This is a genomic window from Oryzobacter terrae (assembly GCF_042756445.1).
Taxonomy (GTDB): domain Bacteria; phylum Actinomycetota; class Actinomycetes; order Actinomycetales; family Dermatophilaceae; genus Oryzobacter; species Oryzobacter terrae.
Map to the genome: position 1 here is coordinate 2,896,879 of NZ_CP170578.1, position 13,367 is coordinate 2,910,245.

The window sequence follows — 13,367 nt, forward strand, 5'->3', positions numbered from 1 at the left end:
TGGCCGCCATCACGAGTCGGCAGCGACCTCAGCGCTCGGTGAGTCCTGCGGCGGCGTCGTCGTAGTACTGGCGGTTGCGGAGGGCAGCCGCGGCGGCCTCGTCGAGGCACACGACGGTGTCACGGTGCCACTGGAGGACCGACGCCGGTACCGATGCCATCAGCGGTCCCTCGAGAGCCGCGGCGACGGCATCGGCCTTCGCGTCGCCGGTGGCGACGAGGACGAGGCGGCGCGCGTCGAGGATGGTCCCGAGCCCCTGGGTGACGCAGTGGGTCGGCACGTCCTCGAGGCCCTGGAAGAAGCGGGCGTTGTCGCGGCGGGTGCGGTCGGAGAGCCGCTTGACCCGGGTCCGGGAGGCGAGGGCCGAGCCGGGCTCGTTGAAGCCGAGGTGGCCGTTCGCACCGATGCCGAGCACCTGGACGTCGACCCCGCCGAGCTCGCGGATCCGGTCCTCGTAGGCGCGGGCCGCGGCCATGAGGGTGGGCACGTCGTCGCCGGAGCCGTCCGGGACCGACAGCCGCTCGGGCGGCAGGCCGATGACGGCGCACACCTCCCGCAGCAGCACCTCGCGGTACCCCTCGGGGTGGCCCGGGGGGAGGCCGACGTACTCGTCGAGGGCGAAGCCGTGCGTGCGGGAGAAGTCGACCCGGCCCTCGGCCACCGCCCTCCCGAGCTCCTGGTACAGCCCGAGCGGCGAGGACCCGGTGGCCAGCCCGAGGACGGGGTCACGACCACCGTCGCGCGGCAGCCCGGCGAGGACGGCCTCGGCGGCGCGGCCGGCGGCGTCCTCCGGCGTGGGCGAGACGACGACCTCCATCAGACCACCGCCTCGACCGGCTGGGTGCGGCCCGGGAGGAGGGCGGCGCCGATGGCCGCCACCGGGACGTCGCCGTCGAGGACTCGGGTGCGTGACACGAGGTCCAGCCTACGGAGGAAGGGGGACGCGGCGGCGCGGGCCGTGACGTCGGCGGCGAGGGCCGCCTCGAGGGCAGCCCGGTCGCGGGCGACCCCGCCGCCGATGACGACGAGCTCGGCCCCGGTGACGACGAGCACCTGCACGGCGACGGCGATGCCCCGGGCCAGGGTCGCCACGACCTCACCGGCCAGCCGGTCGCCGGCCGCGGCCGCGGGGAAGAGGTCTCCCGCCGGGCGCGGCCACATCCGGTGCAGGGCGGTGCCGGAGGCGACGGTCTCCAGGCACCCCTCCTGGCCGCAGGTGCACGTGATGCCCGAGCCGACCGGGAGGTGGCCGATCTCCCCGGCGGCGCCGCCGGCTCCCCGGACCACCTCGCCGCGGTGGACGATCGCCGCCGCGAGGCCGGTGCCGACGTTGAGGTAGGCGGTGGTGCCGGTGGCGGCGTCGGGACCGAGGGAGTGGTGCGCGCCAAGGGCGGCGGCCTTGACGTCGTTGTCGACGTGGGGGCGACGGCCGGTGGCGGCCTCGAGCCCGCCCGCGAGGTCGAGGGACCCGACCCCGAGGTGCACGGCGTGCCGGGCCCACCCGGTCGTGGGGTCGACGAGGCCGGGCATGCAGGCGCCGAGGTGCGTCACCGACGTCCACCCCCCGACGGCCGCCGCAGCCCGGTCGGCGACGTCGACCGCCGTGGCGAGGACCTGCGTCGCGCCGCGGCCGGACGGCGCGGACACGTGCCCCACCGTGGCGCCGGTGTCGTCGAGGACGAGGGCGGCGGTCTTCGTCCCGCCGATGTCGATGCCGATCCTCACGGGGCCACCTCGCCGCGCAGGACCGCGAGGAGGGCGCGGGAGACGGCGGGTGACCCGCCGAACACCTCGAGGTCGGCACCGCCGCGCGGCCACCCGCACTCGACGAGGACCACCTCGTGGCCCGCGGCGCGGAGCCGGTCCGCGGTGGCGTGAGCGGGGTGGTCGGGACCCAGGGCGCGGCCGACGACCGCGACCCGGGCGCCGTCGGGAACGGCGTCCTCGGAGACGGCCTCGCCGAGCCCCGCCGGTCCCCACGAGACGTCGCCGACCGCGAGGTTGGCGACGGAGCCGACCTGGACGACGGTCACCGGCCCGTCGCCCGCCAGCCACCGGACGGCCCTGTCGGACAGCCGGAACGCCCGCGCGATCACCGCGGTGTCGAGCACAGGTCCGACCGGTGGTGACGGCACTGGTGGGCACGCGACGTCGGCCGCCAGGGCGCGCACCCGCGCCGCTGCCTCGGCGACGCGCCGCCGCGGCAGGCGCCCCGAGCGGACGGCGTCGGTGACGGCGTCGTGGATCGCGGCCCAGCGCAGCTCCCCGGTGTTCGACCCGAGGCAGAGGAGGTCGACGCCCGCGAGCAGCGCGCGCACGGCGGCCTCGGGGATGCCCGTCTCGGCACTGGCGCCGGCCATGTCGAGGGCGTCGCTGACGACGACGCCCTCGAAGCCGAGCTCGTCGCGCAGGAGGCGGATCGCGCTGGGCGAGAACGTCGCCGGCCGTTCGGCGTCGAGGGCGGAGACGATGACGTGCGAGGTCATCACGGTCCTGACCCCAGCTGCGACGGCGGCCCGGAAGGGCTCGAGCTCCCGCTCGCGCAGGACGTCGCGGGGCACGTCGACCCGGGGGAGGCCGTGGTGCGAGTCGACGACCGTGTCGCCGTGGCCGGGGAAGTGCTTCGCGCAGGCGGCGACGCCGGTCGACTGGAGGCCCTCGACGAAGGCGCTCGAGTGGCGCGCGACGAGGGCGGGGTCGGCGCCGAAGCTGCGGACGCCGATCACCGGGTTGCCCGGCGAGGAGTTGACGTCGACGCTCGGCGCGAGGTCGAGCCCGATCCCGAGGGCGGCCAGCTCGGACCCGATCGAGGCGGCGACGGCCCGGGTCAGGTCCGCGTCGTCGAGCCGCCCGAGGACGGCGTTGCCCGGCGCCGTCGACCCGGCGGGGTAGTGGATCCGCGTGACGTCGCCGCCCTCCTCGTCGGTCGCGAGCAGGACACCGGGGAGGCGCGAGTGGAGGTCGGCGCACAGCGTGGCCAGCCCACCGCCGGCATCGACGTTGTCGCCGTACAGGCAGACCGACACCAGCCCACCGGCGTGGGCACGCTCGAGCCACGCGGGCACGACCGACCCGGAGAAGCCGGGCTGGAGCGTCGCGGCGACGTCGGCCGCGAGACCGTCGCGTCCGTCGCTCTCGTCGCGCCCGTCGGGTCCGTCGGGCCCGTCGGGGGCCGGGCTCATCCCTTCACCGCCCCGCCGACGAGACCACTGCTCATCCGGCCCTGGACGACGAGGAAGAAGACGATGACCGGCAGGGCGACGAGCGTCGACGCGGCCATGACCTGGCCCCAGTCGGTCTCGCGGCTCGCGCTCGCCTGGACGAAGCCGCGCAGCCACAGCGGCAGGGTGCGCGACTGCTCCTCGGTCATGATGACCAGCGCGACGGTGAACTCGTTCCACGCCTGGAGGAAGGCGTAGACCCCGGAGGCGACGAGGCCCGGGGCGAGCAGCGGGAAGGTGATCCGCAGGAACGCCTTGGTCCGCGAGAGGCCGTCGACCATCGCCGCCTCCTCGAGCTCCGCCGGGACGCCGGCGACGAAGCCGCGCAGCATCCAGATCGTGAAGGGCACGACCGCCGCGGTGTAGAGGACCGCGAGGGCGAGCGAGCGGTTGAGCAGGCCGAGCTCGCTCATCATCTTGTACTGGGCGATGAACAGGCCCTCGGCGGGCAGCATCTGGATGAGCAGCAGGGCGAGGACGAACGAGGTGCGCCCGCGGAAGTGGAACCGGCTGATGGCCAGTGCCCCGAGGAAGGCGATGCACAGCGCCGCGACGACCGTCGTCAGGGTCACGACGAGGGAGATGACGAGCGCCCGGCCGAAGGCGGGGTCGCCGACGACGGTGCGGAAGTTGTCGAGCGAGCCCCCGAAGGGGAGGAACGTCGGGGTCGTCGACTGGAGGACGACGTTCGGCAGGAACGCCGAGTTGAGCATCCAGTAGACGGGGAAGGCCCACACGAGGGCCACGGCGAGGGCGAGGACCGTGAGCAGGACCCGCGAGGTGCGGGAGCGGCGCATCAGGACTCCTCCTTGATGAGGGAGCGGACGTAGGGCCAGCTGAGCGCGAGGGTGAGGACGAGCATGAGGACGGAGACGGCGCTCGCGGTGCCGAAGTCACCCTTGCCGGTGCCGAGCTGGTAGACGAAGGTGCCGAGGAGGTTGGTCTCGTTGGCGACCGACCCGGCGTCCTGGAGCAGCTTGACCTGGGTGAACACCCGCAGGTTCCAGATGAGCTGGAGCAGGAAGACGATCGAGAGCACCGGGCGCACGAGCGGGGCGATGATGTGCCGCAGCTTCTGCCAGCCGCTCGCGCCGTCGATGGTCGCGGCCTCGAGCACCTCGGTGCTCACCTGGGTCAGGTCCGCGTAGATCGACAGCGCGACGAACGGCACGCTCATCCACACGACGACCGCGCACGCGACCGCGAAGAAGGACAAGGGCTCCGAGAGCCAGTTGTGGCCCTGCGCGTCGGCGTCGCCGAGGCGCACGAGCAGCCAGTTGAGCAGGCCGCGACGCCAGTCGACGATCCAGATCCACACGGTCATCGACGCGACGACCGGCATCGCCCACGCCAGCAGCAGCGAGACCTGGAGGACGAGGCGCGCCCACCGGTCGAGGGCGTTCATGAGCACGGCCAGGCCGCCACCGATCGCCACCGTCACCAGCGAGGTCACGAGGCAGAAGGCGACCGACCGCAGGACGACCGACCACAGCGCCGGGTCGGTGACGAGGGCGGCGTAGTTGTCGAGGCCGACCCACTCGGCGGGCGCCCCGAACTGCTGCATCAGCCCGAAGCGGCGCAGGCTGGTCAGCAGCTGCCACCCGACGGGGTAGCCCAGGGCCGCGACGAGCAGGACGAGGGTCGGGACGACGAGGAGGAGGGGGAGCCGGCGGCCGGGGCGGCGGGGCCGGCGACCGGGCGGCTCGGGGGCCGTCGGTGACGGCGCGGGGGGTGCGCTCGTCGCGGTGGTCATGGCGTCATCCTCGCGCTCGGGTGGTGGCCCCGGCGGCCGGTCGTGGAGGTCGACCGGCCGCCGGGGTGGTGCTCACTTGAGGTTGAGCATCGGCGTGATCTTGGCGTCGTACTCCTTCGCGAGGGCCGCGAGGTCGGACGCACCACGGATCTTGCCGAAGAACTCCTCCATGACCATCGAGGACTCGACCGCGGCCCAGCCCGGCGCGGCCGGGGTGAGCTTGCTGTTCGACGCGGAGTCCACGAGGGCCGTGGCGAACTCGTCGTCACCGAGCGAGGAGACGTAGTCGCTGTTGGCCGGGCCCAGGCCGGCCCCACCGAGCTTCTGCTGGTACTCGGGGGAGAAGACGATCTTCATCAGCTCCTTGGCCAGGGCCGGGTTCTTCGACTTCGCCGAGATCGCGATGTTCGAGCCGCCCGCGAACACCGGGGCCGGCTTGCCGTCGGTGCCGGGCAGGACGAAGGTCTCGAACTTCTTCGGGTCCCACGTGCGGACGTCCTTGCCGTCCTTCTTCTCGAGGTTGCCGATCGACCAGTGCGCCCAGCCCGGGGCCATGATCGTCGCGGCCGAGAGCGCGGTCTTGCCGGTGGCCTTGCCGTCGGCGTCGGTGATGACGTCGCTGTCGTTGATGTAGAGCCACGGCGTCTGGTCCTTGGCGTCGGCCGGGGCCTTGCTCGCGGACCGGTAGATCTCCTGGAGCTGGCCCAGGCCCTTGAGGGTGTTCGGGTCGCTGAGCGTCGAGACCCACTGCCCGTTCTCCTTCTTCGCGAGGTCGCCGCCGTTGGCGAAGACCCACGAGATGCCGTTGCGCCAGTCCTGGCCGCCGATGAAGAAGCCCGAGAAGTTCTTGATGCCGCGCGGGTTCTTCTGCGCGATGGTCGTCACCGCGGTGTTGAACTCCTCGAGCGTCGTCGGCTTGGCGACGCCCGCCTCCTTCCACACGTCGGTGCGCGCGAAGACGTAGCGCGAGCCGAAGTAGTAGGGGAGGGCGAACCTCTTGCCGTCGACCGACCCGGCCTCGACGAAGCTGGGGAGGAGCTTGGCGCCGCCGAGCTCGTCGTACATGTCGGAGATGTCGAGGAAGGCGCCGACGTTGGTGAACGTGGGGCTCTGGGTGTTGCCGAGCTCGACGACGTCGGGGCTGTTGGCGGGGTCCGGGAGCGAGGTCGTCAGCTTGGTGACGAGGTCACCCCACGACTGCTCCTCGATGGTCAGCGTCGCGCCGGTTGTGGTCTTGAAGGTGTCGGCGAGGTAGGTGCGCAGCTCGTCGCTGGTGTCGCCCCCGGCGAGCCAGAGGGTGACGGTCTTGCCCGCGTTGGCCGACGGGTCGGTCGCGGCCGGCGACTCGGTGGCGGTGCCACCGCCGCTCGAGCACGCGGAGAGGACGAGCGCCGCGCTGGTCAGCGCGACGAGGGAGAGGCGCCGATTCATGTCGGTCTTCCTTTCGGGCGGTGGGGCGTCGGTGCCCCGGTCGGTGCTGCGAGGTGGTGCCGGATGAGGGGTGGGGTGGTGCGGTGGTGCGGTGTTCTGGTGCTGCGGTCCTGCCGTGTTCCGGTGCTGCGGTGGTGCGTTCGGGGTCAGACGACCCCGAGCCGGTCCCAGAGGACCAGCGCCGCTGCGCCCCGCAGGACGATGTCCTGCGGGCGTCCGGCGAGCCGGACGGACAGCGGGTGCTCGGGGTCCTCGAGGAGGCGCGCCGACAGCGTGCGCTCGAGGACGGGGACGACCGGCGCGAGGAGCTCCTCGGGACCGGCGAGGACGACCTCGGAGAGGTCGAGGGCGGCGACGAGCGGGGCGAGGGCGACGCCGAGGCGCTCGCCCCCCGCCTCGACGACGAGGGCGCCCTCGGCCGGGTCGTCGGTCTGGAGGGCGGCGCGCAGCCGGGGGACGGACAGCCACGTCTCGAGGCAGCCGCGCTTGCCGCACGGGCACTGCTCCCCGCCGTCGGTGCCGACGGTGACGTGGCCGATCTCCCCGGCCGCGTGGTGGGCGCCGGCGACGCGACGTCCTCCGGTGACGATGCCGCAGCCGACACCGCGCCCGACGTGGACGAGGACCATGTCCTCGCTGCCGGGGGAGGCGGAGAGCTCGGCCTGGGTCGCGGCGTCGGAGTCGTTGCAGACGAGGACGGGCAGGCCGGTCGCCTCGGCGACGAGCTCGCGCAGCGGGACGTCGGTCCAGCCGAGGTTGGGGGCGGTGCGCACGGAGCCGTGCCGGTCGACGAGCCCGGGGGTCCCGATGCCGATGCCGAGGACGGGTCCCGGGGAGCGCGCGATCGTCGTGCGGACGAGGTCGAGGACGACGGCGACGTCGAGGCCGCGGCCGGACTCGGCGTCGACGGCGGCGGCGCGCTCCTCGCGGACGACGAGCTCGCCGGTGATGTCGAGCACGGCGGCCTGGAGCCGGGCCGGGACCGAGAGGTCGACGGCGAGGGTGAGCAGGCGGGCCGGGTCGAGGTCGACGAGGGTGCCGCGGCGCCCGGCCCCGGCGGCCTCGGCCGGGCCGATGTCGCGGACGTGGCCCTCGTCCATCAGCTGGGTCACCAGGTCGGACATCGTCACCTTGGTGACCCCGACCTCGCGGGCGAGCTGGGCGCGCGACGTCGGCCCGAGGCGGCGCAGGGTCTGCAGGACGAGCGAGAGGTTCTGCCGCCGGCCGTCCGTCGGGAGGACGGCCGACGAGGTCCGGACGCGGCGAGGGGTGCTGCTCATGGACCGTTAGTAAACTTTACTAACTTATTCTCGTCAACCCTTCCCGCCCCGCCATTACGGCGACCCCACCCGTCGCGTGTGCTCAGGTGGTCGCCGGGGCAGCCGGCTGGGCACACGCGACGGGAAGGGCGGGGCGCGTGTGCTCAGGTGGTTGTGGGAGCAGCCGGCTGGGCACACGCGGCGGGGAGTTCTGGTTGGGTGGGGCCATGCCGTCCCTGACCCGCGCCGAGGCCGTCGCCCGAGCCGCCCTGCTCACCGTCGACGCGATGGAGGTCGACCTCGACCTCGACCGCGGGACCGAGGTGTTCGGGTCCCGCACGACGATCCGGTTCACCTGCCACCAGCCCGGGGCACCGGCCACCGTCGACCTGCGCCCGCGCGAGCTGCACGCCGTGTCCCTCAACGGGCAGCCGCTCGACGTCGGCGCCCTCGCGGACGGCCGGCTCGTCCTGCCCGACCTGGCCGGGTCCAACGTCCTCGAGGTCGACGCGACGATGGCCTACAGCCACGACGGCCAGGGGCTGCACCGCAGCACCGACCCCGCCGACGACGAGGACTACGTCTACGGCCACCTCTTCCTCGATGCCGCACCCACGGTCTTCGCGTGCTTCGACCAGCCCGACCTCAAGGCGCCCTACTCGGTCTCCGTGACCCACCCCGAGCACTGGAGCATCGTCGGCAACGGCGGTGCGACACAGCAGGGTCCGGGCCGGACCACCCTCGCGACGACCCCGCCGCTCGCGACGTACTTCGTCACGGTGTGCGCAGGGCCCTGGGCGTCGGTGACGGGGGAGCACGACGGCATCCCGCTCGGGGTCCACGCCCGCCGCTCCCTCGAGCCGTACCTGACCGCGCAGGCCGACCACCTGCTCGCGACGACCCGGACCTGCTTCGACCACTACCACCGGCTCTTCGGCATCCGGTACCCGTTCGGCGAGTACCACCAGGTCTTCGTCCCCGAGTTCAACGCCGGGGCGATGGAGAACCCGGGGTGCGTGACCTTCCGCGACACCTACGTCTTCCGCGGCGCGGTCACCCCCGACCAGCTCTTCATCCGCGACAACACCATCGCCCACGAGATGGCCCACATGTGGTTCGGCGACCTCGTGACGATGCGCTGGTGGGACGACCTGTGGCTCAACGAGTCGTTCGCCGAGTACATGGCCTACCGGACGATGGTCGACGCGGCCGGCGCCGACGAGGCGTGGGTCGAGTTCGGCATCATGCGCAAGCTGTGGGGGTACGCCGCCGAGCGGTCGCCGAGCACCCACCCGGTGGCCGGCTCCCCGGCCCCGGACGCGCTGTCGGCCCTGGCGAACTTCGACGGCATCTCGTACGCCAAGGGCGCCTCGGTGCTGCGCCAGCTCATCGCCCACGTCGGCGACGAGGCCTTCCTCGCCGGAGTCACCGACCACCTGCGCTCCCACGCCTTCGGCAACGGCGAGCTCGCGCAGTTCCTCGACGCGATGGGCCGTGCGGCCGGGGCACCCCTCGACGACTGGGCGCGCGCCTGGCTGCAGACCGCCGGAGCCGACCGCGTCGCACTGGGGCGTGACGGCGCGCTGACCCGCACGGTGCCCGCCGAGAGCCCTGCCGACCGCCCGCACACCCTCGACGTCGCCGCCTTCGACGACGGAGGCCGCGAGGTGCTGCGCGAGCAGGTCGTCCTGCGGGGCGAACCCGTGTCCGTCGACGGCGTGGCCGCGCTGCCCGGCTCGACCCTCCTCGTCCCCAACGCCTCGGACCTCACGTGGGCCGAGGTCGCCCTCGACGACGCCACCCTGGCCGCCCTGCCGTCCTCCCTCGCCGGCATCGGTGACGCCCTCGCCCGCCAGGTCGTCTGGACCGCCGTGCTCGGGGGCGTGCACCGCGCCGAGGTCGACCCGCGGCTCGTCGTCGACCTCCTCGAGCACGCCTGGCCGCACGAGGACGACGCCGCCGTCCTGTCGAGGGTGACCCGGGCCGCCCTCGACGACGTCGTCCCGCGCTTCCTCCCGCCCGAGGAGCAGGAGGGTGCCCGCGCCCGGTTCGCCGCGGCCGCCGACGCGCTGGCGGCGCGGGCCCTCGCCGTCGGCGGTGGGCACGGGGACGCCCTGACCGTCGCCGCGGCCCGCGCCTGGGCGCAGAGCGGGTCCGACGTCGAGCGCCTGCGCGGCTGGGCGTCCGGCGACGACCTGCCCGACGCCCTCGTCGGGGACGACGACTTCCGCTGGATCGTGCTGCGCCGGCTCGCCGTGCTCGGCCGGCTCACCGAGGACGACGTCGCGCAGGCGGCGGAGGCCGACCGGTCGATGGCCGGGCAGACCGCCGCCCTCGGGGTCCGGGCCGCCCTGCCGACCGCGGAGGCCAAGGCCTGGGCGTGGCGCACCCTCCACGACGACGCCTCGCTGTCCAACTACGGCGCGCTCGCCGTGGCCGGCTCGTTCTGGTCCGCCTCCGACCTCGACCTCGTGCGGCCCTACGTCTCGCGGGTCGGGGACCTCGTCGTCGAGATGTCCCGGCGGATGGGCGACGACGCCCTCGAACGGGTGGCCACCTCCCTCCACCCGGCCTCGCTCGTCGAGGACGCGTCGCTCGAGGCGTCGACGGCCATCCTCGCGCGCGACGACCTCACCCCCGGTGTCCGGCGCTCGGTCGTCGACGCCGACCACGTCCTGCGCGAGGCGCTGGCGAGCCGACGCCGCTTCGGCTGACGCGCCCGCGGACCCCCGACGGCAGCGTCCGACGCGGACGACGACCTTGCCGAGGGCGCGCCCCTCGCCGACGTGGGCGAGGGCCTGCGGCACCTCGTCGAGGGGGACCGTGCGGTCGACGTGGACGCGCACCGCGCCGGCGAGGACCTTCTCGGCCAGCGGGGTGAAGTGGTCCGGCCCCATCCGCACGGGCAGGACCCCGATCCGCCGGCCGGAGGTGCGCCCCAGGACGGTGCCGACCGTGACGAGCCGCAGGAGGGTGCGCGCGCTGCCCCCCACGCAGCGGTACACGCCACCGGGGCGCAGCGCCCGACGGTAGGCGAACACGGAGCGGTGGGCCACGAGGTCGAGGACGACGTCGAAGGGCTCCCGCCGGGTCCAGTCGTCGGCGCGGAAGTCGACGACGTCGTCGGCGCCGAGCGACCGCATGAAGGCGAGCTTGGAGGCGTTGTCGACCCCGGTGACGTGGGCACCCGCGGCCCGGGCCAGCTGGACGGCGAAGGAGCCCGACCCGCCGCCGGCCCCGTTGACGAGGACCCGGGTCCCGGGCGCCGCCCCGGCCGTCCCCTGGAGCGCGATCACCCCGGCCTGGGGGAGGCACGACGCGTCGTCGAACGACAGGCCGGACGGCTTGGGCGCGAGGGCCGACGCCGGCGCCACGACGAGCTGCGCGAAGCCGCCGAGGAGCGCGAGGTTGTCGCCGTAGACCTCGTTCCCCACGGCGAACGCGGAGACGCCGGGGCCGACCGCCTGGACGACGCCGGCGACGTCGGAGCCGAGCACGTGCCGACGAGGGCGTCGCAGCCCGCCGAGCCGGGCGTACGCAGGGCTGCCGGTGAGGGCCTCCCAGTCGGAGAGGTTGACCGACGTCGCGACGACCCGGACCAGGACCTGTCCCGGCCCGGCGACGGGGTCGGCGACGTCCTCGACCCGCAGCACCTCGGGTCCTCCGTAGCGGTCGTACACGACGGCCCGCACGGCGGGCCTCAGCCGGCCCAGAAGCCGCGACCACCGAAAAGGTCACGGTAGGAGCCGCCGTACTCGGAACCGGCAGAACGGGATCCGAGGTACGAGCCGACGACGGCAGCGCCGAGGTCGCCGAGCTCGGGAGCGACGACCTTGCCCCCGGCGCGCTTGGCCATCGAGTCGACGAAGCGCGCGAGCCCGGGGTCCTCGCCGAGCCGGAAGAAGGTGGTCTGGGCACCGAGGCGGGCCGCGCCGTCGAGCTCGCGGACGGCGAGGGCGATGGTGCGCGGGTGCGGCGGGTAGTCGAAGAACACCTCGCCCCCGGGCTCGAGGTGGGAGGTCGGCTCACCGTCGGTGACGACGAGCAGCACCGGCTGCTCGTGCGGGTGCCGCCGGAAGTGCCGGTTGGCCAGGAGCAGCGCGTGGTGGAGGTTGGTTCCCTTCTCCCACATGGCATCCAGGGCGGTCAGCTGCTCGATCTCCATGACCTCGGCGTGCCGCCCGAAGCCGATGAGCTCGAGGTGGTCGCCCCGGAACCGGGAGCGGATCAGCTGGTGGAGGGCCAGGGCCGTGCGCTTCATCGGGACCCACCGGCCGTCCATCGCCATCGAGAACGAGGTGTCGACGAGGAGGGCCACCGCGGCCCGGGTGCGCGCCTCGGTCTCGACGACCTCGACGTCGCGGATGTCGAGGTGGATCCCGTCGCCGGGGGCCTCGGCCGCCGTGCGGGTCAGGGCGTTGGTCATCGTGCGGGTGACGTCCCACGGCTCGGTGTCACCGAACTCCCACGGCCGGGTGGCGCCGCTCTGCTCGCCCGCGGCACCGGCGGCCCGCACGTCGCGGGCACCCTGCCGGGTCGACAGGCGGCCCGCGACGTCGCGCAGGAGGGAGCGGCCCAGCTCGCGCATCGCCCGGGGCGACAGGCGCAACGTGCCGTCGGCCGCCCGGGTCAGGTAGCCGCTGTCGCGCAGGGCCCTCTCGAGCTCGGCCAGGGCGCGCGCGTCGACCGCCGCCTCGTCGCCGAGCTGGCGGGCGAGGGCGTCGAGGTCGACGTCGTCCACCCGCGCCCCCGGGTGGGCCTGCGCGAGCTGGTCGGACAGGGCGTCGAGCTGCGCGACGTCCTGGAGGACGCCCGTGCCGTCGCCGAGCCCGAGCCCCTGCTCCCCGGAGAACCGCTCCGAGCCGTCCCAGTCCTCACCGGGCCGCACCCCGCGCAGGAGGTCGTCGAGCCGATCGAGCCCGTCCATGAGCCCGGGGGAGCCGAACGCCTGGGCCGAGAGCTCGGCGAGCTCGGCGCGCTGCTCGGGCGTCATCGACGCGAGCATCCGCTGCGCCGCCGCTGCGCGGGCGGCGAGGGCGTCGACGAGCTCGTCGACGGACTGCGGGTTCTCCGGGAAGAACTCGCCGTGCTCGGCCATGAACCGCTCGAACTGCTCGGTGGTGTCGTCACCGCGGGCGTGCGCGGCGAGGAGGTCGGTGAGGTCGCGCACCATCGCCTCGACCCGCTCGCGGTCCTCGGGCGTCGCGTTCTCGAGCGCCTGCTTCATCCCCGCGAAGCGCTGGTCGAGCAGCTCGCGGCCGAGGAGGTCCTTGATCTGCTCGTACTTCTGGCGGGCGTCGCCGCTGCGCCAGTCGTAGTCGGCGAGCTCGCTGACCGCCTGGGCGGGCGAGGGCGGCAGGTTCTCCATCCGGACCTCGGCGAAGCGGGCGTCGTCGTCGAGGTCGCGGGCGAGCTGCTTGCGCTCGGCGAGCACGGCCTCGTCGAGGAGGCGGCGGACCTCCTCGAGGGTGCCGCCGAGGGAGTGCTTCGCCAGCAGCTCGCGCCGGCGCTCGGCGACCCGGCGCGCCAGCTCGTCGAGGCCGACCCGGCTCCGGGTGCCCTGGCGCAGGAGCTCGCGCAGCGCCCGCTCCGGGGACGTCCCGGCCATGACGTCCTCGCCGATGGCGTCGAGGGCCTCGCGCAGGTCGACGGGCGGGGCGAGGGGGTCGCCGCCCTCGTACCTGCGGTACCGGCTCACGACGC

General features: G+C 74.3%; 9 protein-coding genes and 1 pseudogene. 1 reads left to right on the forward strand and 9 read right to left on the reverse strand.

Annotated elements, in window-relative coordinates; genetic code table 11:
* Positions 1 to 28: 28 nt before the first annotated feature.
* The 7 genes from ACFWN3_RS13825 to ACFWN3_RS13855 form a co-directional block, all read right to left on the reverse strand.
* On the reverse strand, positions 29 to 817 hold the full coding sequence (locus ACFWN3_RS13825; RefSeq protein ID WP_377640499.1) for a glucosamine-6-phosphate deaminase: 789 nt from the start codon (positions 815 to 817) through the stop codon (positions 29 to 31).
* Complete coding sequence (locus ACFWN3_RS13830) at positions 817 to 1,725, reverse strand: ROK family protein (protein WP_377640501.1); 909 nt, start codon at positions 1,723 to 1,725, stop codon at positions 817 to 819. The genes ACFWN3_RS13825 and ACFWN3_RS13830 overlap by 1 nt, the downstream gene beginning before the upstream one ends.
* Entirely contained in the window at positions 1,722 to 3,182 is a 1,461-nt protein-coding gene (locus tag ACFWN3_RS13835; RefSeq protein WP_377640502.1) for a glycoside hydrolase family 3 protein, read from the reverse strand. Before ACFWN3_RS13835 ends, ACFWN3_RS13830 begins: the two co-directional genes overlap by 4 nt.
* Positions 3,179 to 4,018 (reverse strand): carbohydrate ABC transporter permease, encoded by an 840-nt coding sequence (locus ACFWN3_RS13840; RefSeq protein ID WP_377640504.1) that lies wholly within the window; start codon positions 4,016 to 4,018, stop codon positions 3,179 to 3,181. Before ACFWN3_RS13840 ends, ACFWN3_RS13835 begins: the two co-directional genes overlap by 4 nt.
* A complete protein-coding gene (locus ACFWN3_RS13845) occupies positions 4,018 to 4,974 on the reverse strand; it encodes a carbohydrate ABC transporter permease (protein WP_377640506.1) in 957 nt (318 codons plus the stop codon). The genes ACFWN3_RS13840 and ACFWN3_RS13845 overlap by 1 nt, the downstream gene beginning before the upstream one ends.
* Positions 4,975 to 5,046: 72 nt before the next feature.
* The gene (locus tag ACFWN3_RS13850; RefSeq protein ID WP_377640507.1) at positions 5,047 to 6,405 is read right to left on the reverse strand and encodes an extracellular solute-binding protein; all 1,359 of its coding nucleotides are present in this window, start codon (positions 6,403 to 6,405) and stop codon (positions 5,047 to 5,049) included.
* 146 nt (positions 6,406 to 6,551) lie between these two features.
* Positions 6,552 to 7,685 (reverse strand): ROK family protein, encoded by a 1,134-nt coding sequence (locus ACFWN3_RS13855; RefSeq protein ID WP_377640508.1) that lies wholly within the window; start codon positions 7,683 to 7,685, stop codon positions 6,552 to 6,554.
* Between the two features lie 206 nt (positions 7,686 to 7,891).
* Between ACFWN3_RS13855 and pepN the strand changes: the two genes are divergently transcribed.
* A complete protein-coding gene (gene pepN, locus ACFWN3_RS13860) occupies positions 7,892 to 10,378 on the forward strand; it encodes an aminopeptidase N (RefSeq protein ID WP_377640510.1) in 2,487 nt (828 codons plus the stop codon).
* A 96-nt stretch (positions 10,379 to 10,474) separates the two neighbouring features.
* On the opposite strand, the pseudogene ACFWN3_RS13865 reads toward pepN, so the two are convergent.
* Both ACFWN3_RS13865 and ACFWN3_RS13870 read right to left on the reverse strand, forming a co-directional pair.
* Positions 10,475 to 11,356, reverse strand: a pseudogene (locus tag ACFWN3_RS13865) (NAD(P)-dependent alcohol dehydrogenase); the annotation flags it as partial.
* 8 nt (positions 11,357 to 11,364) lie between these two features.
* Positions 11,365 to 13,362: a VWA domain-containing protein gene (locus tag ACFWN3_RS13870; RefSeq protein ID WP_377640512.1), complete on the reverse strand. Its 1,998-nt coding sequence runs from the start codon at positions 13,360 to 13,362 to the stop codon at positions 11,365 to 11,367.
* Positions 13,363 to 13,367: the final 5 nt, after the last annotated feature.